The following is a 23,932-nucleotide window of genomic DNA, read 5'->3' on the forward strand; positions in this document are numbered from 1 at the left end:
TAGCGCTTTAGCGCTAAAGCGCTACTACGAGCCAAATACGAGTATTTTATATTTATTTACATAGTTTACTTTTTTCTTGCCTACTTACTTAGGTTGGGTTAGGCTGTCTCTAACCCAACAAAAACATGGCTAAGCATACTGAACAATCCATACTCTTGGTAACTAATATTACATTATTTGAAAATTAGAACTTCATCGAGTAGTAATAAGATAAATAATTTCAGTAGTTCCCATTAAAATCACATAACAGTGAAAGTCTATGTAGCTACTTTAGGAAGATTAATTAAATAATTTTGACCAAAAAAATTGTAAGTGATACATATATTAGCCTTCAATCTTCTATTTGTCGTGATTTAACCTACTTTTCGCCACTTTAAACCCCAAAGTTTTGCTTTCAAAAATTTACGTGGATCGTTAACATTGAGATAGAATTATTAAGGCTTGTTTACAGAATTAGCAAATTTTTCCGAATTCTGTTATTAAGAGCTGGATCACAATATTAAGTTATATTACCCGCACTTCTGGAATGTTCCTATGACGCTCTCAATTCGTAACGTCGCCATTATTGCCCACGTTGACCACGGCAAAACAACCCTCGTTGATTCTCTACTGAAACAGTCCGGCATTTTCCGTCAAGGGGAAGACGTTCCTGATTGCGTCATGGACTCCAACGACCTCGAAAGAGAACGGGGTATTACTATTCTTTCTAAAAATACAGCAGTTCGCTATCAAGAAACATTAATCAATATTGTTGATACTCCCGGACACGCCGATTTCGGTGGCGAAGTCGAACGGGTACTTGGTATGGTAGATGGCTGTATCCTTATTGTTGATGCTAACGAAGGTCCAATGCCACAAACACGTTTTGTGTTAAAGAAAGCATTGGAAAAAGGACTGCGCCCAATTGTTGTAGTTAACAAAATTGACCGTCCCCAAGCAGACCCCCATGGTGCAGTCGATAAGGTATTAGATTTATTCTTAGAATTAGGTGCTGATGACGATCAGTGCGATTTCCCCTACCTATTTGCTTCTGGTCTTTCCGGTTACGCTAAAAATGACTTGGATGATGAACCCAAGGATATGCAACCCTTATTTGAAGCTGTGTTGCGCCACGTTCCACCCCCAGTAGGTGATGCAGAAAAACCATTACAATTGCAGGTTACAACCCTAGATTACTCAGAATATCTGGGTAGAATCGTAATTGGTAGAATTCACAACGGTGTTATTAAAGCCGGACAACAAGCCGCTTTAGTTAAAGAAGATGGCAAAACTGTCAAAGCCAAAATTAGTAAATTGATGGGCTTTGAAGGTCTCAAACGCGTTGAGATGGAAGAAGCATCCGCAGGAAATCTGGTTGCTGTTGCTGGTTTTGCAGATGCAAACATTGGTGAAACTATCACTTGTCCCAACGAACCCCAGGCTTTACCACTAATTAAAGTCGACGAACCGACATTACAAATGACCTTTTCGGTTAATGACTCGCCCTTTGCTGGTAAAGAAGGTAGTTTTGTTACCTCTCGCCAAATTCGCGATCGCCTAATGCGGGAATTGGAAACTAATGTTGCTTTACGTGTTGAAGAAAGCGACTCTCCCGATAAATTTAAAGTTTCTGGTCGTGGCGAACTTCACTTGGGTATTTTAATTGAAACCATGCGCCGTGAAGGTTATGAGTTTCAAGTATCCCAGCCACAGGTAATTTACCGTGAAGTTAGCGGACAACCTTGCGAACCTTACGAGCTTTTAGTTCTTGACGTTCCTGAAGAAGCTGTAGGTGGTTGTATTGAACGACTCGGACAGCGTAAAGGCGAAATGCAAGACATGCAAATGGGTGGTAACGGACGCTCCCAACTAGAGTTTGTAATTCCCGCTCGTGGCTTAATTGGTTTCCGGGGTGAATTCATGCGTATCACTCGCGGTGACGGTATCATGAACCATAGTTTTCTTGATTATCGTCCGATTATTGGTGAAATTACTACCCGTCGTAATGGCGTTTTAATTGCTTTTGAAGAAGGTGTTGCAACTTTCTACGCTCTGAAAAATGCTGAGGATCGCGGTTCCTTCTTTATTACCCCAGGTACTAAAGTTTACAAAGGAATGATAGTCGGAGAAAATAACCGTCCTCAAGACCTAGATTTGAATGTCTGCAAAACCAAGCAGTTAACAAACCACCGTTCTGCAACTGGAGATGAATTAGTCCAATTGCAAACACCCGTAGAAATGAGCTTGGAAAGAGCATTGGAATACATTGGACCAGACGAATTAGTGGAAATCACTCCCGAGTCAATTCGTTTGCGTAAGATGTCCAAGAAATTGGCGAGACGGTAAAAATACTTAACTCGTAAACATACCTAGGAAAAATTAAGGGTAGAGGTTCAGAATCCCAAACCTTTACCCTTTATCATATTTTCTATTCGCCAAACCGATAATTACTAACTATTTATCAGTGGTAGATGCCATTACAGCCAATTTTTAAAAAACAACGCTTGTAAAACCTGTTTATCTCTGTTTATCTTTGTAGTCTGGCAAACCATTGAAAATGCCCTGGTTAAGCCCGTGGTACGATCTTAACTTCTTTACACAAAAATTACTATTAATTTATGTAAATTCAATATTTTATATTTGGGGACTGGGGATTAGTAAAGTAACTTTGGAAAATATGTGATATCAGAGATGGAATCAGCTTCGAAGGTTTCTGCTCTCAAGCTGCATTTGGGCGAAGTGGTCTTGCAGCATTTTGTGGGTGAAGCGATAGCGACCACCCACTCGTTGTAGAAATAGGCGATTTGTGGAGTAATTGAGAAACTTGGCATAGTTCCAGGGAATGTAGCCGCTAGACCAAAGAACGACACGCAAAACGAAGTGTTTCATAGCTGGTGTTCCAGTTCTGGGTATTCCAATCAATAGTCCAAAAAATAATCCTGACACTAAACTAGTAAATAGTACTTCATTAATCTTTATATCTGTGGAAAATTTTAGATATACAAAGACTAATAATGCTGCGCAAATATAGCCCAAAAAAGATAAAAATAAAGTATTGATAATTGATTGATGAATACCTTGATTAGGGATTTTTTTATTTTCAAATTCAACCCCATCTACCCCAGAAATCAGCCCAATAATCGGCCCAAAAAATAGCCAAAAATATAACCCCCAAATCAGCCCAAAAAATAACCCCCAAATCAGCCCAAAAGCCAGCCCAATAATCAGCCCAGAAATCAGCCCAAAAGCCAGCCCAACAAAAGATTTTTTTCGATTAAATTTCAGAGACTCAATTGTTTGAATATTATCTCCAATCAGTCCAAGAATCAGCCCAGAAACCAGCCCAATAATCAGCCCAGGAATCAGCCCAAGAACTAACCCCGTCCTCACATCTTGCCCATGATTCAGCAGCCAAAAAAGTAACCCCATCAACCCCATCGTCAGCCCAAGAAGCAACCCAATAATCAGCCATTTTGTAGCTACTTTACTAGAGCTTAGTAAAGTAGCAATTAAAATAATTATTTTTTCAATTTTATTTTCTCTTAACTCACCAATAAATACAGAAACTAGCCCAGAGATTAGCCCAGAAACTAGCCCAGAGATTAGCCCAGAAACTAGCCCAAAAAGCAGCACATTAATCAGCACCACAAAAGTTACTTTTATATTAAATTTTAGAGAGTTAATTGTTTGAATCTTATCTCCAGTAAACCTAATATTCAGCATATGAATTATCCAAAAAATAAGACCATTAATCGTCCCAACAATCAGCCCATTAATCACCCCCCAAAATAACCAATAAACCAATAGCAAAATCAGCCATTTTATAACTACTGCACTAAGGCTTGGTAAAGAAGCAATTAAAGTGATTTTTTCAATTTTATTTTCTATTAACTCGCCAATCAACCCATTAATCAGCCCAAAAATCAGCCCAAAAATCAGCCCAAAAATAATCAGTTCAGTAATCAAACCAAAATTAAGGGAATTATTATCAATAAGCCCAGACAGAAGCCCAAAAATCAGTCCTGATATAATCCCCCATACAACCATATTGTAAACAACTCTTTGAACTTTACTTGACAGAAAAGATGGTTGTATTTTTTCAATTAAAAACTCTGTTGTATTTACCTCGGTTAACCGCAGTGCTAACCAACTTAACCAGCGTTGAGTTTTTTCATGCTGAGGCTGTTTGCCCTTATAGGGACGTTTAAGCATTCTACGAATATAAGCTTCAAATAAATAAAAATGACGTTCCTCATAAGTCTTAAACTACTGCCAAGTTTCTATAGATATTTCTTGAGCAGAAAGGACAATGATATTTAATAAAAGTGGTGTTTGAGCTAACTGATTTAAATCTACATCATTATTAATACTGTCCCAGAATTGCAAATTATCTGTATTTGGTAGATACTCATAAACTTGTTGAGGAGTAAAAGGAGATAATTCCAGAGAGTTATTTAATTGCAATAAAGTTGCATGATGTTGATACTCTTCTGTGCGACTACAAACCACCAAAGGATTACTCCAAGTTCCAGGTTTGAGAAATTCATTGATTTTTATGATACACCCTTCTTGGCGTTCTGCTGCTAACTCATCTAAGCCATCTAAAAGGGGTATAATTTCTTGATTCTCTACCCACTGTTTACCAATATCTTTTCGTACCCCATATTTCTCTTTAAGTTGCTCTACTAACCAATCTTTGATATTTTGATTATCTTTTTTCCAAGCTGATAAAGAAAATAATACTGGTATAGGATGGCTAGGATTTTCATTAGCACGTTTGATTAAATCGGAAGCTAACTTGAGAAGCATGGTAGTTTTACCTGAACCAGGCTCACCTAGGATTAATAATCTACCAGCAATATCAGTGAGATCAAAAACTGTAATAATTTCTGTATTCTGTAAAGTAAATTTCGGTTGAAAACCAACCTTTACTTCCATCTCCCAAGGAGATTCAACCTGAGATGGATTTTGTTCTTTATCTAAGACAATATAAACATGATTGTGAAGTGAACTATTGATTCGATTTTCTACTTCTGTATTGACTATTTTTAACAGTTTTTCTTGAACTTTATCGCGTTTTACTAATATTTGTGATTCACCACTAATCTGGCGTGCAGAATTAAAAATAAAATTCAAGGTACTGTTTAAAAAGTTATTATTTCCCTGAATTACCGTATTTTTATCACCCTGAACAACTCGATTTTGATTACCTTGAACTACATTATCCGGTCTGGAAGTATCAGCCTGCTGCTTTTGAGATGAATCATCAGCAGGCTGTTGTGGATCGGATTTATCAGGTGGTAACTGATTCATAAATCAGACTTACAACTTTAATAAGTAAGAACTAGCAGCAGCACCTAACCAACCAGCTATTTTGGTAATTATAGGTTTAGCTTTATTCCAAAGTTTCTGACCAGCATCTACCGTTTTGCTAGTTTTTTCAAGTGTTTGTGCCACACTTTCTAAATTAGCTAGTGCTATGTTCTTTTTCGGATCCTCTTTATCAGTTGCTTTCTTCGCTGCACTTAAATCTTCAACTACTTCTTCTTTAGTCTCTGCTGACAATTCTGCGGTTTTAACCAAAGCTTCAAGTTTTGCTAATAACTTGACAACATCCTCTTTAGTTAACGGTGTGTCAGCATCTAAATCTACTTGATTCTGTTGTGTGACTTGATTATTGTCACCAAGCACACCTTGGTTGTTGTCACCTTGAACGGCACGATTATTATCCCCTTGGACATTATTAACATTACCGCCAACATTACCACCAACTGACAATCCACCAGGATTGTTATTCATATTACTTACCTCTTCTATTTGAGTGTTTGAATAAGAACTAGGGCTTTTTAAAGCCGTATTTACAAAATTTTCTAAACTACGAATTCTGTTATCTTTTTCTGCCATTAAAGTTTGAACTTCTTTCTCTGCCAAAGCTTTGACCTGATTATAAATTTCAAAATATTCTGCACTTAGTTGGGATTTATCAGCTAATGGTGCAGTTTTCGCACGAAGTAAAAATTTATCTTTCCCCCTTTTTTCCATTGCCACAATTTCTAGCTCAGCATCTGGGTTATTCTCTGCTAATTCTTTGAATGAAATTGCGATCGCACGGGGGTCAATACTGGAATTGTGGTAAAGGTCAAGTGTATCAACTAGTGGTTTAATGAAGTCGCTAAATTCCCCATCAGCAAATACTTCTTCTTTATTATTAGGTTTGCGCCAAGGATCGGGGTTTTCTGTAGTAGGGAATCGCATATGTACATATTCACACCTTACTTCGTGAAATCTGGTTTCATTGGTAATGCCCCAATCTTCTATATATGCACCGGTAAGTATAGCCCCTGTAAAGTCGGTTCTATCTAACTGAGTTTGGACTAATTGAGCTCTGGATAAATCCGCGTCTTGTAAACAAGCTTCGCTTAAGTCTGCACCAATAAAACTGACATCTGTTAACAAAGCAGCTTTTAAGTTAATTCCCCGTAAATCCAGACGGTCAAAATTTTTATCTTGTCCTTGTCTGGTGCTGAGTAATTTGCATATCTGAGGATGTTGTAAGTAAGAAGTGCCAGGACGAACGCGATTAAGTAACTTAGTCTTGTTAAAACAAGTACGAATAAGTTTAGCCCCTCGTAAATCTGTACTTTTAAGTTGAGCAGAGGTAAAATTTGCATCCGTTAGATCCGCAGCACGAAAACTCGTTCCACCAATAGCAGCAAAAGCAACTGCAAAATTCCGTACTAAAGTATATTTGTCATTTTCCTTAATTGCTTGGTAAGCAATTAAACTGCTTATTATAGCTCCGACTATTGCTAAGATTACAACTATGGCTCCAGCTACAATTCCAGCTACAGTTATAGTTACAGATCCGGCAAAAGCTCCGGCTTTCAACCCAGCTTTGGCTCCAGCGACAGTTGCGGCTCCAGCAAAAGCTACGGTCCCAACGAAGACTTCGATTATAGTTACGACTCCTGCAAAGGCTCCAAATGCTCCACTTCCGACTACAAGTTTTACAAGTTCGACTTTGGCGAAAGCTGTGGCTCCGGCAAAAGCTATGACTCCGACGAAGACTCTGGCTCCGGCTCCAACTATAGCTATAACTATGACGAAGACAAGACTTGCCTCTATTCCTTGGTTAATAATAACAATATATACAATAATCGTAACAATCAGTGCTACCCAGCCTGTAACTTTGTTCTCAGGACTAGCCGAAAGATTAACTGTGTACATTATTAAAGATTCATTATGCAGGAAAAGAAAAAATGATATTACCGACAAAAACCAAGAAAGCATAAGCAGGATCAATGCCCAACGCTTTTGCAAACCTGCTTTTGCGCCAGTAAAGTTCGCTCCCTGCAATTTCGCACAACTAAAATTTGTGCTACGAATATCTGCATAACTAAAGTCTGCTCCTGAAAGATTTTGACCCTTGAAAGACTGACCCCTAAGATTTACGCGACAGAAATCCCTTTCACCTTCTTTATATCTCCTCAACACCTCACTGGCTTTCATGCCTTTAACCTTCTGCTATGAAGTAAGTTTTGTGTATTATTTCTACCTGCAACACCCCTAATTAATTTAGAAATTTAAATATTTTCTGGATAAATAATACTTGTAATCACTTAAAATTGCTTGTTACGCATATAACAATAATTGAAAAAGTAGCAGTATTTTACCCATCAACCAATAACCATTACTGATTGACAATTGCCAGTTACTAATTCTCATTACCCATTACTAGAAAATTGAACTGCATGGCGAAGTCTCAAAACCTAGCTGTTGTGGCGTTATTTTTGGGTGCTTCTGGTGAATAGGTTTGAGTTACTGCTAGAACTGGGTGAAAACGGATGATAAATCATGCTTGAGCAAGCGGGAATGAAGCTCGGAATCATTACTCATCACAAAATTATAGGTTACGCTAGGTGCTATGAATATATTTAAACCTATAATTAATTGGCTAGAAACCCGTGCTTGCGCTCCCGCCTATAGTGGGATGGTATTAGGAGCGATCGCAATTTGTTTTTTTGCCGCAGCAATTAATACTATGGCTGGCTGGCTCTACGTAATTAGCGCAGTAAGTTTTTCCCTGTTAGCGATCGCAGCGTTTTTACCACCACGTTTTTTGTCAGGAATTTCTGTTGCTCGGTTACCGATCCAAGCAGTAACAGTAGGAGAGGATCTAACAGTAGAATTGGAGATTACTAACTCTACTAAAAAGCCAATAAGATTAATACAAGTAAAAGATATTTTGCCCTATATATTGGGGGAATCTATCGCCCAAGCAGTTGAAATTATTCCACCCCAAGATACTTACCGTTGGCAATATTACTACCGAACTCAGCGAAGAGGTATCTATCGTTGGGAAAATGTGGAGTTCGCAACAGGCGCACCTTTTGGATTGTTTTGGTCGCGTCGTCAGCATAAATGTGCTGCGAGGGCTATTGTTTACCCCACAGTTTTACCTTTAAGTCATTGTCCTTTAGTTGATGAAATCCGTGGAGAAGATTGCAGATTTAACTATCCTCACGGTAGACCCTTCCATACTGCAAGTGAAGGAATAACTCGTTCTTTACGTCCTTACCGTATTGGGGATCCTATGCGTTTAATTCACTGGCGCAGCAGCGCCCGCATGGGCGATCTAAGAGTACGGGAATTAGAATTAGTGACCTCCGGACAAGAGATTATCATAGCTTTAGATAGTGCTGGTAAATGGGAAACTGAGAATTTTGAACAAGCTGTAATTGCAGCAGCATCCATGTATTTTTATGCCCAGAAAAATACAATACAAGTGCAACTGTGGACATCTGAAACAAGTTTAGTTAGGGGCGAACGCCTAGTTTTAGAAACCTTAGCAGCAACTAATCCTTTAGAAGATACTTGCAACCAAGAACTACCAAAACTCCCGTTAATTTGGTTAACTCAAAACCCTCTAACTTTATCTTCTTTACCTGTGGGGAGTCGTTGGCTACTATGGCAACCAGTAAACTCTGGAGAAAAACAAGTAGTATTAAATCGAGATTATCCCGGTATCGCGATCGAGCAAGAGAAAGCACTAAAAACTCAATTGCAACAAAAATTAGATATTGCTCAAATTTAAGCTTGATATAGCAATCCTAAATCATTTGTAAAAATCAATATTGTAGAGACGCGTTAGCGCTTAGCGACAGCGTACCGGATCCGCAGGTAGCGCAGCTATAGGTATTGCGTGACCGCAAGGTCATCATGTCGCGTCTCTACAGAGGTTACTTGTTCACATTCTGAGGTGAAGTAGATAGATAACCAAAATAAACGCCGATATACTCACATATTCAAACATTACAAAATGTTTAAGTGGTGATGAAAATATCGGCATTTAGTTATAGTCTGTAAATGGACTTGCAGTCTATGTGAGTCGAGAAGCCTGCCTGCTATACTTCTTGATTACAGAGACTGCCAGTTTCTTTTAAGTAAATTCAGAAAAGTTGCATATCCTTCAGAAAAACCTGGTGGGTCATTAAGCGCGTACTCAGGAAATTCCTTAAAAGAGCGCCAAGGTTCAGAAGGACTAAGTCGTAAATGTAAAGCCGGCTCGGTGACTCCAGGGGGTCTCCAAGTCATTTGACCGCCATTAGGTATATCAGACATAAATTACACCTCGATATATTTTGTGTCCTATTGTTCCGGATTGTGACAGACTGGTTGAGAAAATTTGTAAGCACTTATACTGATTGACAAAGTATGTCAAAGAATGATCACACTTGAATGTGTTAATGAATGCATTTAACCAGTTATTTGGATTAGCTAAATCTATTAACACAAGAATTTGAACCAGAGTTCACAGATATAGGTTAATTAAGGAAACAATATCTTGAGGGATAATTACGTAACAATTGATATTGAATTGATATTAATTTATTATGATTTCCTCATATTACTAAAATAGCTAATTGGTAACTGCTAACTGATAACTGATAACTGATAACTGTTAACTGATAACCGACACCTGTTAACGGAAACGAAACTTCATCATCAAAGGTAAATGGTCAGATGCTTGTTTAGCTTCAGAAATAATTCCCCATTCCACAACTTCTATAGTTTTGGGAGTGTAAAAGATATAATCTAATTTGGCTATTGGCTTATCTGAAGGGAAAGTCATTGCTTTTTTGTCAGTCAAATTTTCCTGGGGAACTGCTGATTTAAGGTCTGGATTTTTTAATAGTAAATTAATAGTAGGTTGGGGATTATTACCGTTAATGAGGGTACTGTTAAAATCACCAATTAGCAATACTGGATATTTATTAACATATTGAGATAATAATTCTTGAATAAATTCAGTTTGTTTCTGACGAGTAGATGTCTCAAAGGCTTCTAAATGAACATTTATTAATATCACAGAACGACCTTGAATATTGATTTTGGTAATTTGTGCCAATCTGTCAATATAAAAAGCCTTATAAAAAAAAGGTTTATCAGTTACTCTGTCTAAGACAATGCGTTCGTGAGACTCAATTTGATAGCGGCTAAGAATAGCTTGTCCTGATAAAATACGCTTGAAGTGTGCCGAAAATGGGAAATAAGGAAAAGGGACGTAATTTTTATCCCAGTTAATAGCAATTGCAGCTTGGGGAAAATTTAAAGCTTCAGCAATTTTATTTACTTGATGAATGTTAAAGGAACGTTGGGAATTTATATCTATTTCCTGAAAAGCAATTAAATCTGGTTTGGAAGATTTTAAGGCTGTAATCACAGTTTTGAGGTTACTTTCAAAAAGCTCTTTGCTGGTAGCGATCGCTGTATTGTTTGTTAATCCTGATAAGTAACCAATATTGTAAGTAACAACTGTAAAAACATTATCATTGTCACGATCGCTATCAATTACATCTGAGTTTTTATATTTAACAACTTCTGCATATTTTTCTTGAGGATAGCTGCTAGAACTCGCCCAAAAGTAGAATATAACTATGGATCCTAGAATTACTCCGAAGGAAACACCACTAATACCTAGGAGTTTGAATAAAATTTGTTTCATATAACAATCATATGGCGCTATGCGCAAGTCATCATTTATCAATTTCCTAACTTTATTACATAGCGCGATATCTGAGAGATAAAAATTTAGAAGTAAGAGTTTTCAGTAATTCTACGCTCAAATCAAGCTCCAACTATATAGCCGTAAAAATACTTAAGAAAATACTGTCTCATAAGTAATAGATATCAGCAATTTCCGAATTTAGGTTATAGGTGTCATAGGTTATAACTTTCCTAACAGCGTATAAGTAATATCAACAATCTTAAAAGCAAAAACTATGACAAAAAAATTTTTTCTATCATTAATCGCCACAACCTTGATATTTACTGGATTCGCTGGACTGGAAATGCATTTACCACAAACAGTTTTATCAAAAACAGCCAAATCAAAATGGCAAGTATTTACCGGTCCAGATGGTACTTTTCAGGTATTAATGCCAGGAAAACCGGAAAAAATGAATCAAACTCAAAAAACCTTCATGGGAGAAATTAATTTACAAATTTTCTTGGCAAAACCACCCAAACAGCAAGTTGCATATGTAGTTGCTTATAACGATTTCCCCCACAACTACGGTAAAATGGCTAATCCCCAAGAAGTACTTGATAATGCTCAAAAAATGGCTTTGAAGACGACCCAAAGTAAATTGGTTAGCCAACGCAATATACGCAGTTACAACAATCACCCCGGCAAGGAAATTGAATATATTAATAGTGCGGGAAAAGTTACCAGAAACCGGATGTTTTTTGCCCACGGGCGCTTGTACCAAGCAATGGTAATTACAACCAGAAAACAGGAAAAATACCTGCAAAAAAGCATCAGGGGATATTTAAATTCTTTTCAAGTAATCTTCAAAAAATAGCTTAGAAAAGCTGCATTTTTTGAAATTAGCATTATCGATTTTTCCTTTAAGCAAGCACAAAGCGGAAAAATAATTTTTATTCTCCACCCTCGTAGCGTCGACGATAAAGAAGTTCTAATTGTCCGCCATATTCTTGGATCGACGCTATTTGACGTTGGTAAAGACCTCTAAAGGTATTAGCAAATAATAGAGTAAATATTGCTACAATCAAGCCAAAAGCCGTAGATACTAAGGCTTCACTAATACCACCCGTAACCCCTGAGGTTTTTGTTCCCCCAACATCACCAAGATTGAGCGAGGCGAAAGAAGCGATTAACCCTAGTACAGTACCTAAAAGACCTAGTAATGGTGCAAGACTAATTATAGTCTCAAAAATATTTTGAAAGCGTTTAAGTAAAGGAATTTCTGCTTGCGCTTCGCTTTCCAGTGCTAAACGAAATTCTTCTGGGTTGGGTTGTTCTAATTCTAAAGCAGCAAGAAAAATTCGGGAAATAGGTAAATCAGTATTTTTTCTAAGTTTGTCAATTGCACCTACAACATTATTTTGGCGGTAAAGGCTTAAGACTTCTCGTACTACTAGTCTTTGACGCCGATTAATTTTCACCCAGAAACTAATACGTTCAATAATTAGCATCACTGCTAAAATTGAGAACCCCAAAAGGGGTATCATCACAACACCACCAGCTGTAAATAGATTTTGGGCAAACAAAGCTTGAGTTCCCATTGTGATTTTCTCACACCACTAAATTTGTCAGCTTACCAGTTTTACAACAATAAAATAAAACTTTTTAGTATAATTTGCATCATCTGTCTCAGCAAGAATTTAGGATTATTTTTGCCATACTCATATGTTGTCATTTACCTGAGATCGCTTCTTCCTATTTATTACCTTTCCCTGTTATCTCCTTATTGAAGAGAGAAAGTACAGTTAATTAATCAGACGTAAGTAGAGACGCACTATAGTACGTCTCTAGCACTAAATTTGAACTGAATAACGAAAATAATGAAGGTAGAAGATATAGCATTTACCACAATTGGCTGGGAAAATATTCTTCAATTCCCAATTCCCTCTTCCCTATTTCTACCAAACGACATCTGTTGCTATATCTATTAAGTAATTAAGCAATTGTTATTTCTGAGGATAGATAGACATTTTGAATGAGATGAAAAAGTTTAACCCCTTCTTCAAAAGGACGTTGGAAGGTTTTACGTCCGGAAATTAATCCAGTTCCACCAGCACGTTTGTTAATGATTGCGGTGCGAACAGCATCTGCAAAATCATTCTTACCGGATGCACCACCAGAACTAATTAAACCTGCACGTCCGCAATAACAATTCAGAACTTGATAGCGAGTTAAGTCAATAGGGTGATCTGTTGTCAGTTCAGAATAAACTTTGTCATGGGTTTTACCGTAGCTTTTACCGATCGCTTTTGCTACTGCAGCATAACCATTATTATTTTGAGGTAATTTTTGTTTGATAATATCAGCTTCAATGGTCACACCCAAATGATTTGCTTGGGAGGTTAAATCCGCAGCAAGGTGATAATCTTTATCTTGTTTGAAAGCACTATTACGTAGATAACACCACAAAATAGTTACCATACCCAATTCGTGAGCGCGTTTAAAAGCTCGGCTAACTTCTTGAATCTGGCGGGTTGAGTTTTCCGAACCAAAATAAATTGTTGCACCTACTGCTGTTGCACCCAAATTCCAAGCCTGTTCCACATCAGCAAACATTACTTGGTCGAATTGGTTAGGAACGCTTAGAAGTTCATTGTGGTTAATTTTGACGATGAAAGGAATTTTATGAGCATATTTACGGGAAACAATACCCAATACTCCCAATGTCGTTGCAACAGCATTACAGCCCCCTTCAATTGCAAGCTTAATAATATTTTCGGGGTCAAAATAAATTGGGTTCGGAGCAAATGAGGCGCTACCTGAGTGTTCGATACCTTGGTCAACAGGCAGAATAGAGAGATAGCCAGTATTTGCTAAACGACCAGTAGAATAAAGTTGTTGCAGACTGCGTAAAACCTGTGGATTGCGATCGCTATTTACCCAAATCCGATCTACAAAGTCGGAGCCTGGTAGATGTAGCAAATCTTTAGAAACTTTCGCCTTATAGGTCAGTAAATCTTTTGCTTCTTTGTCTAGTAGCGACTCGAGAGACCCGGGTGAAGGTAAGGTGCTAGTCATAGCATTCTCCTCAAAACTTCTGTCTTTTTAGGTTGAACATGCTTAGCCTAACGTATACATATCCTTTAGTTAGAAGATAACTATTTTTTCTTTATTTAATCGTATAAATGCTTATTTGAGTCTTGGACAACAAATTCAAGATCATTTCTCATAAACTCTATTTGCATAATCAAAGATAAAAAGATGTAACAATAACGGGCTAATAATACTAGCTTAATTGTTTAAATTCATACTTCAAATCAAGAAGTGAAGATAATTTTTACTGATATTTATTTTATTGAAAAAAATGAAATAAACACTAGATGTATTTTTTATATCACTGCAATTTATTTAAAAAGATTTATCTCTAGCCTTCGCCAATCATGGGTTTGTAATTTAAGTTAAGTAGGCAAGAAGAAAGTAAGCTATGTAAATAAATATAAAATACTCGTATTTGGCTCGTAGTAGAGCTTTAGCGCTAAAGCGCTATTACAAACAAGTTATGATTTTTCTTACTAACCTACTTAAAAGATTGCGATCAAAGCTTTATATTAAATTTAAAAACATAACCCAGTAAATAATGAGAGTATAGATTTCTGATTTCTTGACTCCGAACAAATGACTATTCAAATTAACGAGGCACTTGTTACTATAGCCACAATCAAGCTTGAGAGAATTATTGACTTTTACACTCAAATATTGGGACAACAACCAAAAATTTACATCCCTAAAGTCTATGCCAAGTTCCAAGTTCCTGGTGTAAATTTGGGTATTTTCAGACCAAAAGATGTACACCTATCGGAATTTAATAATGCAGCAAAAGGTAAAATAAGTTTATGCTTGGAAGTCAGCAATCTAGAAAATGCTATTTCTCGATTTACAGCATTAGGTTATCCCCCACCAGGAGAAATTATTACGGCTTCCCACGGTAGAGAAATTTACGCTTACGACCCTGATGGTAACCGCATCATTTTACATCAATCAATTGAAAATCCCAGTACTGAAAATGGTTCAATCCCAGCACCAGCCCAAGGTACAATTCGGCATGGTCACTCTAAAGAATTGGAGTCCTGACCGAGAGATTTCAAGATGTACAACCTTGTCTAAGCCTTATGGAGTATAAGCTTTACTCAAAATCTGTATGAGTTCAGTGGTTCTTAACTTATCGATTTATTTGTTAACAGCTTATATTTATCTATTATTAATTATTCTACATTCTCGGTATCTTGGCAAAATTGCATTTTCCCGAAATCTCTTGAATATTTCTCAATCTTCCATTCCCATCAAACATCCCATTAAATGCAAGTAAAATGGCTATTACTCAACACTATAAATTAAATTTGATTCAGTGGTATCCCGGACATATTGCGAAAGCAGAAAAAGCACTGAAAGAACAACTAAAACTAGTAGATGTGGTATTAGAAGTTAGAGATGCTCGCATTCCTCTAGCCACACACCATCCAATGGTGGATGAATGGGTCGGTAACAAAACAAAAGTTTTGGTGATGAATCGGGTAGATATGATTTCTCCCACTGTAAAACAAATTTGGACAGACTGGTTTAAGCAACAAGGAGAAAGAGCACTATTCACCAATGCTCAACAAGGGAAAGGTGTAACAGCAATATCCAAAGCAGCTCAAGCCGCAGGGACTCAAATTAATCAGAAAAGACATCAACGGGGAATGTTACCACGTCCGGTACGGGCGGTAGTTATTGGTTTTCCTAATGTCGGTAAATCAGCTTTAATTAATCGATTGGTAAAGCGACGAGTTGTGGAAAGTGCAGCTCGTCCTGGAGTTACCAGACAACTTAGATGGGTACGAATTTCTAAAGAATTAGAATTACTTGATGCTCCTGGGGTAATTCCCATTAAGTTAGAAGACCAAGAAGCAGCACTGAAGTTAGCTATCTGTGATGATATTGGTGAAGCATCCTATGATAACCAGTTAGTAGCAGCAGGATTTATAGATATAGTAAATTACCTCATGGCTACAGTAAACACTGAGACGACAGAGGATGGAACCGTAGCAAATATCTTACCAGCACAAGTGTTGATGTCTCGTTATGAAATCGATCCAAGCGATTTTACTGGAGACGAATTTTTGCACGCTTTAGCTAAAAATCGATATCAAGGAGATGTGGAACGTGCTGCTAGAAAAATTTTAACTGATTTTCGCAGAGGTTCATTGGGTCAAATTCCCTTGGATTTACCACTAGACTTGGGTTTAAGTTAAACAGATGAATTCCTAACTGCTGACTTCTGTACAGATGTGACATATTGCGTCTTTACGACTCCTGACTCCTGACTCCTGACTCCTGACTTCAATCGCTAATACCAATCCCCAGTTTTGTAAGATAAACATCTTGTGGAACAGGGCCGCTGTATATAAAATATTTCTGAGAATAAAAAACTACCCTTAACCAAATCAGATTTGATATAAATTTGGTTGTTCTGGGTTCAAAATCGACGTATATAGGTCATATGCTTCATTTCTAAAAATATCATTAATGTTATTTTTAGCAAATGCTTCATGCAACACCACAAATTAAATATATTCTCCTCACCACTTATTGACAAAAAAGTATCAAAATAACCTTATTTTGATACCTAGTTTTTTAGTCAATAAATATCGTATCTGGACTTGGGAATAATGGGACAAGGTTTTTTTCAGATTGGCTTCACGTTATTAATACTGATTATAATTTCTCCAAGATTAGGAAACTACATAGCCCGGGTATTCCTTGGAGAAAAAACCCTACTTCATAATATTATCATTCCTTTAGAGAAAAAAATAATTTATAAATTAGTTGGTGTAAAAGAAGAAGAAAATATGAAAGGTTTGCAGTATGCAAGGGCAGCAATTATTACTAATTTGCTCGTGGGTACTGCGGTTTATTTTCTCATTACTTATCAAGTCGATTTACCTTTAAACCCGAACCAATTTGGTGCTCCTAATTGGGACTTAACATTACATACTACTATTTCCTTTTTAACTAATACCGGTCAACAACATTATGCTGGAGAAAAAACCTTAAGCTATTTTAGTCAAACCGCAGGAGTAGGGTTTCTCATGTTTACCTCCTGTGGGACAAGCTTAGCTGTGGGGATCGCCTTTATTCGCGGTATAACAGGTAGACCTCTAGGAAATTTTTATGTTGATATTATCCGGGCGATTACACGTATTTTTTTGCCAATATCTATTGTGGGAGCGATCGCCTTATTAATCTTAGGAGTACCCCAAACTCTCGCAGGTACTATTGAAGTTAGAACTTTAGAAGGTATTAGACAGTATATTGCTAGAGGTCCGGTAGCATCTTTTGAAATTATTAAAGTTTTGGGAAACAGTGGGGGTGGTTTTTTTAGTGTTAATTCAGCCCATCCCTTTGAAAATCCTAATGGTGCTTCTAACTTAATTGAAGTTATCGCCATGCTAGCAATTCCAACAGCATTAATTCACAGCTATGGTATCTTTAGCAACAACCGCAAACAGTCTTGGCTGTTATTTTGGATGGTGTTTGCAATCTTTACAATTTTAGTTGGAATTACAGCTGTAGGAGAATTACAAGGAAATCCAATTATTAATGCGCAATTAAGATTAGAACAACCTAATTTGGAAGGTAAAGAACTGAGATTTGGTTGGGCACAAACTGCACTATGGACAGTCACAACTGCTGCGACAATGTCTGGTGCAGTTAATGGGATGCATGATTCTTTAATGCCAACAGGTATTTTTGTTAACCTTTCAAGTATGTTTGTGCAAATTATTTGGGGCAAACAAGGAACTGGGATTGTTTATTTAGTAATTTTTGAAATTTTAACTGTATTTGTAGCAGGATTATTAGTTGGAAAAAATACCCAATTTTTGGGCAAACAAATTGGTAGAAAAGAAGTCTTACTTTGTAGCTTAATTCTTCTCATCCATCCCTTCATAATTTTATTACCTACGGCAATAACTTTAGCTTTCCCTCAAACATTATGGGGTGTAGATAATATTAGATTTCATAATATATCCCAAGTAATTTATGAGTTTACATCAGCTGCAACGAATAATGGGTCTGGTTTAGAAAGTTTAAAAGATAATACTCTGTGGTGGAATTTAAGCACCGCTGCAAGCATCCTAATTAGTCGTTATGTGCCTACAATAGCGATTCTTTTGCTAGCAGATATTATGCTGCGTAAACCTATAATTCCAGAGAGATCTAATAAATTAAAACTGAATAATTCTGTATTGACAAGTATTAGTATCACATTAATTTTCATTTTAGGATTTTTGAGTTTTTTCCCATTTCTTGCTTTAGGTCCTATTGCAGAAAATTTTAAAATTGCTGCAGGACTAAAATGAATTTATATCTTGATTTGTAATATTAAAGGTGTAATTAGTGATTGTGAGTTTTAATTTATAACTTGCCATGTGTTGTAACTTGCAATGTGTGATTATGTATGTTTCTGTTTTTGATTTATGACGTCTCTCATTGTAAGTTTTTGACTTCTAAGTTTTTTGAACTATAAGTTTTTGATTTATAAGTTTTTGATTTATTACTTCTAAATCGGATTTATAAGTATTAAATTTATATCTATGTCTTGTAATATTCATCAATAATTTGTTATGAAAATTTGATAAATCACCAATTACCAACAACCAATTACCAGTTATTTATTTGATATTTTTATTACACCAAATCAAAATCAATAGTTAACCACCATTAGATAATGCAATCGGCAAACCCCCCTACACCCAAACGTTCGCGTTCTCGAACCCGCGATCGCCGCACGCGATCGCAACGGGAAATAAAAATTAGCAAACTGTTGTATCTACGAGCATTCAAATATGCTTTTTTGAAACTTAATCCTCACCATCTGAGTAAAAACCCCATATTATTTGTGGTTGCGATTGGAACAATCGTTACTTCAGCGTTGGCAATTAAGCCTAATATATTTGGTGAATTATCCAACGATAATCCTCGTGTATTTAACATTTCCATCGCGGTAGCATTATTTTGTATCCTTTGGTTTAGCAATTTTGCAGAAGCATTAGCAGAAAGTAGGGGAAAGGCTTTAGCAAATATTTTGCGCTCCACCAAAACAAAAACCACCGCCAAAAAATTATTTCCAGACGGTTCAATTGTTGAAGTTGATTCTGAAGAACTGCAACGGGGCGATACGATTTACGCAGTCGCGGGAGATATAATTCCTGCAGATGGAGAAGTGACAATGGGTGTCGCTAGCGTTGATGAATCCATCGTAACAGGGGAATCTGCACCAGTTCTTAAGGAATCTGGATCTGATGTTGGGAGTTCTGTTACTGGTGGTACCAGAATTATTTCCGACGAACTGATAATTAGAGTAACTGCACCTCCGGGTCGTGGTTTTATTAATCGGATAATTGCTAATGTTGAAGGTAAAAAACGTAAAAAAACAGCCAATGAAATTACGATAACCGCATTATTAGTATTTTTAAGCTTATTATTTACTCTGGTAGTCGTCACCTTAACCACGATTGCTTACTACCTGCAAAATCCCATTGATACCCCAGCATTTATAGCTTTATTAATTGTATTCATTCCCACGACTATAGCTGGAATGCTCAGCACCATTGGGATTTCTGGGATGGATAAAGCCGCACGACTCAACGTAATTGCAACTTCTGGAAAAATCATCGAGACTTGCTCGGATATCGATGTCTTAGTACTTGATAAAACAGGTACTATTACTTTAGGTAATCGCCTGGCTGAATCTTTTATTCCAGTAAATAATCATTCCCTGGAAGAATTAGCTCATGTTTCCTTAGCAGCAAGCGTGTTTGACGATACTCCTGAAGGTAAATCTATCGTCCGATTAGCAGAAAGATTAGGTGCAAGGGTAGATTTTGAGCGTGGAGCAGCTCAAGCTATACCATTTTCTCCAATTACTAGGATAAGCGGTACTAACCTTCCTAGTGGTCGTCAACTGCGTAAAGGAGCAGTCTCAGCAATCGAAGAATTTGTTTGTAATGAAGGTGGACAAGTAACTCCGGATGTAGGTACAGCCTTTGAGCATGTAGCGAAGCAAGGAGGTACACCTCTAGCAGTTGCAGTAGATGACGAAATCTTCGGTGTAATTTATTTACGAGATATCATCAAACCCGGAATTCGCGATCGCTTTGCTCGATTGCGTAAAATGGGTGTGCGTACCTTAATGCTTACAGGTGATAACAATCTTACAGCTGCAGTAATTGCGAGGGAAGCAGGGGTAGAAAACTTTATTGCTGATGCAACCCCAGAAGTTAAGAACACAGTTATTCGTCTCGAACAAGCAGAGGGTAACAGGGTTGCAATGACTGGAAATGGCGCAAATGATGCTTCAGCACTAGCGCAAGCAAATGTAGGTATTGCAATGAATACCGGTACTCAAGCTGCAAGAGAAGCAGCAAGTATCGTAGATTTAGATTCCGACCCCACCAAATTAATAGATATTATTCAAATTAGTCAGCAATTAATCATGACCCGTGGGGCAGTAACTATATTTACAATTGCCAATAAAATTGGTGAATACTTTGCTATTATCCCGTTACTAATTCCCAATGCTAAATTAGAGAGCCTTAATATTCTTGGTTTAAGTAATCTGAAGTCAGCAATACTTTCAATTCTGGTTTATAAAGCTTTAATAATTCCAATTTTAATTCCTTTTGCATTGATAGGTATTAGAACGACAAATCTATCACCGAACAGGATGGTACAGCGTAATATTTTAATTTATGGAATTAGTGGAATAGTAATACCATTGATTCTGATCAAAATAATTGATATTGGAATAACTTCAGTAGGATTATTTTAATTAAATTCAGCAGGGTTATTTTAAATATTGAATATTTAAACTAAATACTTAAAAATAAATGCTAAAAATTTTTTGAAAAATAAGTAGTAATAATTGAACTACCAATCCCTAATCTCCAATCCCCAGTCGCCAGAGGCTACGCCGACGCCGTAGGCTCTATGCCGCAAGGCGGCACGCAGTGCTATCCCCAATCCCCATGTTCAAAGATATCTTTAAAGCAATTCGTATAACTATAGTTCTTTGGTTAGTCACAGCATTTATCTATCCTTTATTCATACTTGTGATAGGTCAAGTTTTCTTTCCAGAACAGGCAAATGGTAACATCAAACAAAATATTCATGGAGAAAATTACGGTTCGACTTTAATCGGACAAAAATTTGTGTCAGAAAAATATTTTCAGGGAAGACCAAGTGCAGTCCGTTACAGTATCGGTAGAAGAGGTAGACCTACAGGAGTCTCTGGAGCCAGTAACTTAGCTCCTAGCGATCCAAATTTACAGCAACGAGTATTAGAAGAAGCTGAATTACTCAGAGAAGAAAATATTCCACCCCTTGCAGAATTGATATATGCTTCCGGTTCTGGGTTAGACCCTCACATTTCCCTAGAAGCTGCACAAGCACAAATAGATCGAGTTGCATCTGCAAGAAATTTACAGGAACAGGAAAAACGCGAAATAGAAAAGTCAATTAGAGAATATACAGATGGAAGATTTTTGGGGATTTTTGGCGAACCAGGGGTAAATATTCTCCAGCTAAACTATGAACTAGATCTAAAAGATGTAAATCGCAACTAGAAATAATTACAAATTATTTTAAAATCTCAAGTAATTATAAAGTTCAAATAATTACAGCATATTTCAGATAAATGAGGTACATGGAAAAATCCAAAACCCTGTAGAGACGAGACAGAGGCTACGCCGACCTACTTAAAGTTCAAATAATTCTACAATATCGTTCTAAAATCATTTCATTTATCTCAACTTTAATCTTTATGACTCGTGTAGTTGGTTTGATAAGCGGTACGTCAGTAGATGGTATTGACGCCGTTCTAGTAGACATTCATGGTCAAGATTTAGAAATCAAAATTGATTTAGTTGCAGGAGCTACATACCCTTATCCAAAAAAACTGAGAGAACGTATTTTAGAAATTTGTGTTGGTGCCAGGATTTCCATGGCAGAACTAGCACAATTAGATGATGCGATCGCATGTGCTTTTGCTGAAGCTGCGAATAGAATTCAAGTTGGTCATGAAAAGGCTACTTTAATTGGTTCTCACGGTCAAACTATCTATCATCAACCACCAGAAAGAATTGAAAGGGAAAAAATCAACTCTAAATCTCCCATCGGTTACAGTTTGCAAATAGGTCGGGGTGCTGTAATTGCTAATTTAACTAATACCAAAACTATCAATAACTTTCGAGTCGCGGATATAGCTGTTGGTGGTCATGGTGCACCCCTGGTTCCCCGTGTGGATCTAGCTTTGTTCGGCGATCCCCAAATTAGTAGTTGTATTCAAAATATTGGCGGAATTGCTAACCTTGCTTATATTCCCGCATTTCAAGGCAATTATTTAGATCAAGTTTGTGGTTGGGATACAGGACCAGGTAACAGTCTTTTAGATTTAGCAGTAGAGCATTTAACAGATGGTGCTAAAACTTATGATGAGAATGGTGCATGGGGAGCAAGTGGAACTCCCTGTCAAGCTTTAGTTGAAAAATGGTTACAGCACGAATATTTTCATTTAGCGCCACCTAAGTCTACCGGAAAAGAATTATTTGGCAAAGATTATCTGCAGCAATGCTTGCAAGATGCTTCCAAGTACCAACTTAGTCCAGAAGATATCTTAGCAACTCTAACAGAACTAACGGCAAGTTCTATAGTTCATAGCTATCGTACTTTTCTACCACAAATGCCCCAAAGAGTACTTTTATGTGGGGGTGGTAATCGTAATCTTTACTTAAAACAACGTTTGCAGGAATTACTAACACCAATACCTGTTCTTACTACAGATGAAGTTGGGATTAGTGCCGATTTTAAAGAAGCGATCGCATTTGCAGTATTAGCTTATTGGCGGGAGTCAGGTGCTCCCGGTAATCTACCCTCTGCAACAGGTGCAAGCCACGAAGTTCTGTTAGGTGAAATCCATCAACCACGCATTCAAGAATTAGCTACCAGTGCGTGAATGAAATAAATTCCCTGTTCCTTAACTTTTTTTAGCGAAAGCTACGCGAACAACAAAACCCATTTAAATTTTTCTAAGTCTAAAATTTTCAAGTCTCAAATTTTCAGGTTCAAGATTTTTAGGTTCAAGATTTTAAAGTTTAAGATTTTAAAGTTTAAGATTTTGGGAATAATAGCATAATCTAGGTGCATTGAGGATTATCAAGGGTGGGTCATACTTTTTTACTACAGCCAGGACGCTGGAAAATTCAAGGAAGTTGGTTGGAACGTAATAAAATGCCAATTTCTGTAAAGGGTATGACCCTAGTCGCTTGGAATCGAGATAACTGGTTTACCATGGCGACGAAATTGGTATTTCCAGGTAGCGACCGCACAGAGATTGCTATGCAATACAAGGGACGAATGGACGATGGCGAACGTCAATATAGTTTTTTACTGCACCATAATTTATTAGGACAAATAGAAGGTGAAGGCTGGATCGGTTTGAGTAGCATCGTTCAACGATACTGGGTATTGGGAGATAAACAACGTCGCAGTGGATTTGAAACTTTACACCGACTGGATAATGCTAGTTATTCCCTTACCAGTGGTATTATGTCCGGTCATTTTTTAAGCAGCACTATGGAAGCGAGCTTAGAAAAATTAACTACTAAAAGTTAACAAATTATTTCTAGCAATTAGGGTAAGAAGCACTTAACTGAATAAATTGAATAATGAATAAACTTGAGAAACTGCAAGAAATAAGTTTCTTTCACCTCAAAATCTATACAAAGCATCAATTATCTATATTATTCTGACTCCTGACTCCTGACTCCTTACCTCTACAAACATTTTTATATTTTTTCTACTCCCCAAGTTAATCAAATATCTTCAAAATGGGAAAAATAAATATACACACGATTTTAAGATATTTGG

The 23,932-nt window shown here is 37.0% G+C and carries 17 protein-coding genes; 10 read left to right on the plus strand and 7 right to left on the minus strand.

Annotation, left to right across the window (positions count from 1 at the left end):
• Positions 1–534: 534 nt before the first annotated feature.
• Entirely contained in the window at positions 535–2,325 is a 1,791-nt protein-coding gene (gene typA / locus QNJ50_RS19475; RefSeq protein ID WP_300638309.1) for a translational GTPase TypA, read from the plus strand.
• 351 nt (positions 2,326–2,676) lie between these two features.
• Here typA and QNJ50_RS19480 read toward each other — a convergent pair whose 3' ends face one another.
• The 3 genes from QNJ50_RS19480 to QNJ50_RS19490 are packed head-to-tail and all read right to left on the minus strand — an operon-like array spanning position 2,677 to position 7,488.
• Positions 2,677–4,191 (minus strand): hypothetical protein, encoded by a 1,515-nt coding sequence (locus QNJ50_RS19480; RefSeq protein WP_300638311.1) that lies wholly within the window; start codon positions 4,189–4,191, stop codon positions 2,677–2,679.
• A gap of 54 nt (positions 4,192–4,245) precedes the next feature.
• The gene (locus QNJ50_RS19485; RefSeq protein WP_300638313.1) at positions 4,246–5,292 is read right to left on the minus strand and encodes an NACHT domain-containing protein; all 1,047 of its coding nucleotides are present in this window, start codon (positions 5,290–5,292) and stop codon (positions 4,246–4,248) included.
• Between the two features lie 9 nt (positions 5,293–5,301).
• Entirely contained in the window at positions 5,302–7,488 is a 2,187-nt protein-coding gene (locus QNJ50_RS19490) for a pentapeptide repeat-containing protein (protein ID WP_300638315.1), read from the minus strand.
• Between the two features lie 415 nt (positions 7,489–7,903).
• Between QNJ50_RS19490 and QNJ50_RS19495 the strand changes: the two genes are divergently transcribed.
• Entirely contained in the window at positions 7,904–9,073 is a 1,170-nt protein-coding gene (locus QNJ50_RS19495) for a DUF58 domain-containing protein (protein WP_300638317.1), read from the plus strand.
• 323 nt (positions 9,074–9,396) lie between these two features.
• On the opposite strand, the gene QNJ50_RS19500 is transcribed toward QNJ50_RS19495, so the two are convergent.
• Both QNJ50_RS19500 and QNJ50_RS19505 read right to left on the minus strand, forming a co-directional pair.
• Positions 9,397–9,600, minus strand: a complete 204-nt coding sequence (locus QNJ50_RS19500) for a hypothetical protein (RefSeq protein WP_300638319.1) — start codon at positions 9,598–9,600, stop codon at positions 9,397–9,399.
• Between the two features lie 361 nt (positions 9,601–9,961).
• A complete protein-coding gene (locus QNJ50_RS19505) occupies positions 9,962–10,984 on the minus strand; it encodes an endonuclease/exonuclease/phosphatase family protein (RefSeq protein WP_300638321.1) in 1,023 nt (340 codons plus the stop codon).
• Between the two features lie 277 nt (positions 10,985–11,261).
• Here QNJ50_RS19505 and QNJ50_RS19510 point away from each other — a divergent pair, with 277 nt between their 5' ends.
• On the plus strand, positions 11,262–11,843 hold the full coding sequence (locus QNJ50_RS19510; protein ID WP_300638323.1) for a hypothetical protein: 582 nt from the start codon (positions 11,262–11,264) through the stop codon (positions 11,841–11,843).
• A 76-nt stretch (positions 11,844–11,919) separates the two neighbouring features.
• On the opposite strand, the gene QNJ50_RS19515 is transcribed toward QNJ50_RS19510, so the two are convergent.
• Complete coding sequence (locus QNJ50_RS19515; RefSeq protein WP_300638344.1) at positions 11,920–12,552, minus strand: MotA/TolQ/ExbB proton channel family protein; 633 nt, start codon at positions 12,550–12,552, stop codon at positions 11,920–11,922.
• A gap of 409 nt (positions 12,553–12,961) precedes the next feature.
• A complete protein-coding gene (locus QNJ50_RS19520; protein ID WP_300638325.1) occupies positions 12,962–14,044 on the minus strand; it encodes a class I fructose-bisphosphate aldolase in 1,083 nt (360 codons plus the stop codon).
• 597 nt (positions 14,045–14,641) lie between these two features.
• Here QNJ50_RS19520 and QNJ50_RS19525 point away from each other — a divergent pair.
• The 7 genes from QNJ50_RS19525 to QNJ50_RS19555 all read left to right on the plus strand — a co-directional run bounded on the left by QNJ50_RS19525 (position 14,642) and on the right by QNJ50_RS19555 (position 23,677).
• Positions 14,642–15,097, plus strand: a complete 456-nt coding sequence (locus tag QNJ50_RS19525) for a VOC family protein (protein ID WP_366914296.1) — start codon at positions 14,642–14,644, stop codon at positions 15,095–15,097.
• A gap of 236 nt (positions 15,098–15,333) precedes the next feature.
• Positions 15,334–16,257 (plus strand): ribosome biogenesis GTPase YlqF, encoded by a 924-nt coding sequence (gene ylqF, locus QNJ50_RS19530; protein ID WP_300638327.1) that lies wholly within the window; start codon positions 15,334–15,336, stop codon positions 16,255–16,257.
• Between the two features lie 417 nt (positions 16,258–16,674).
• Complete coding sequence (kdpA, locus tag QNJ50_RS19535) at positions 16,675–18,366, plus strand: potassium-transporting ATPase subunit KdpA (RefSeq protein WP_300638329.1); 1,692 nt, start codon at positions 16,675–16,677, stop codon at positions 18,364–18,366.
• Between the two features lie 368 nt (positions 18,367–18,734).
• Positions 18,735–20,837, plus strand: coding sequence for a potassium-transporting ATPase subunit KdpB (gene kdpB, locus QNJ50_RS19540; RefSeq protein WP_300638330.1), 2,103 nt, complete (start codon positions 18,735–18,737; stop codon positions 20,835–20,837).
• A gap of 190 nt (positions 20,838–21,027) precedes the next feature.
• Complete coding sequence (kdpC, locus tag QNJ50_RS19545; protein ID WP_300638346.1) at positions 21,028–21,630, plus strand: K(+)-transporting ATPase subunit C; 603 nt, start codon at positions 21,028–21,030, stop codon at positions 21,628–21,630.
• Between the two features lie 197 nt (positions 21,631–21,827).
• Positions 21,828–23,018 carry an anhydro-N-acetylmuramic acid kinase gene (locus QNJ50_RS19550; RefSeq protein WP_300638332.1) on the plus strand — a complete coding sequence of 397 codons (1,191 nt, stop codon included), beginning with the start codon at positions 21,828–21,830 and terminating at the stop codon, positions 23,016–23,018.
• Positions 23,019–23,224: 206 nt separating this feature from the next.
• A complete protein-coding gene (locus QNJ50_RS19555) occupies positions 23,225–23,677 on the plus strand; it encodes a hypothetical protein (protein WP_300638333.1) in 453 nt (150 codons plus the stop codon).
• Positions 23,678–23,932 lie beyond the last annotated feature (255 nt).

The sequence above is a fragment of the Mastigocoleus sp. MO_188.B34 genome (assembly GCF_030065675.1).
Classification (GTDB): Bacteria; Cyanobacteriota; Cyanobacteriia; order Cyanobacteriales; family Nostocaceae; genus Mastigocoleus.

Bases quoted from the DNA above. Each gene is read 5' to 3' on its own strand.
- kdpA (WP_300638329.1), top strand. From the start codon at position 16,675: ATGGGACAAGGTTTTTTTCAGATTGGCTTCACGTTATTAATACTGATT.
- QNJ50_RS19550 (WP_300638332.1), top strand. From the start codon at position 21,828: ATGACTCGTGTAGTTGGTTTGATAAGCGGTACGTCAGTAGATGGTATT.
- QNJ50_RS19485 (WP_300638313.1), bottom strand. From the start codon at position 5,292: ATGAATCAGTTACCACCTGATAAATCCGATCCACAACAGCCTGCTGAT.
- QNJ50_RS19525 (WP_366914296.1), top strand. From the start codon at position 14,642: ATGACTATTCAAATTAACGAGGCACTTGTTACTATAGCCACAATCAAG.
- QNJ50_RS19520 (WP_300638325.1), bottom strand. From the start codon at position 14,044: ATGACTAGCACCTTACCTTCACCCGGGTCTCTCGAGTCGCTACTAGAC.
- QNJ50_RS19495 (WP_300638317.1), top strand. From the start codon at position 7,904: ATGAATATATTTAAACCTATAATTAATTGGCTAGAAACCCGTGCTTGC.
- QNJ50_RS19490 (WP_300638315.1), bottom strand. From the start codon at position 7,488: ATGAAAGCCAGTGAGGTGTTGAGGAGATATAAAGAAGGTGAAAGGGAT.
- typA (WP_300638309.1), top strand. From the start codon at position 535: ATGACGCTCTCAATTCGTAACGTCGCCATTATTGCCCACGTTGACCAC.
- QNJ50_RS19480 (WP_300638311.1), bottom strand. From the start codon at position 4,191: ATGCTTAAACGTCCCTATAAGGGCAAACAGCCTCAGCATGAAAAAACT.
- kdpB (WP_300638330.1), top strand. From the start codon at position 18,735: ATGCAATCGGCAAACCCCCCTACACCCAAACGTTCGCGTTCTCGAACC.
- ylqF (WP_300638327.1), top strand. From the start codon at position 15,334: ATGGCTATTACTCAACACTATAAATTAAATTTGATTCAGTGGTATCCC.
- QNJ50_RS19510 (WP_300638323.1), top strand. From the start codon at position 11,262: ATGACAAAAAAATTTTTTCTATCATTAATCGCCACAACCTTGATATTT.
- QNJ50_RS19500 (WP_300638319.1), bottom strand. From the start codon at position 9,600: ATGTCTGATATACCTAATGGCGGTCAAATGACTTGGAGACCCCCTGGA.
- QNJ50_RS19505 (WP_300638321.1), bottom strand. From the start codon at position 10,984: ATGAAACAAATTTTATTCAAACTCCTAGGTATTAGTGGTGTTTCCTTC.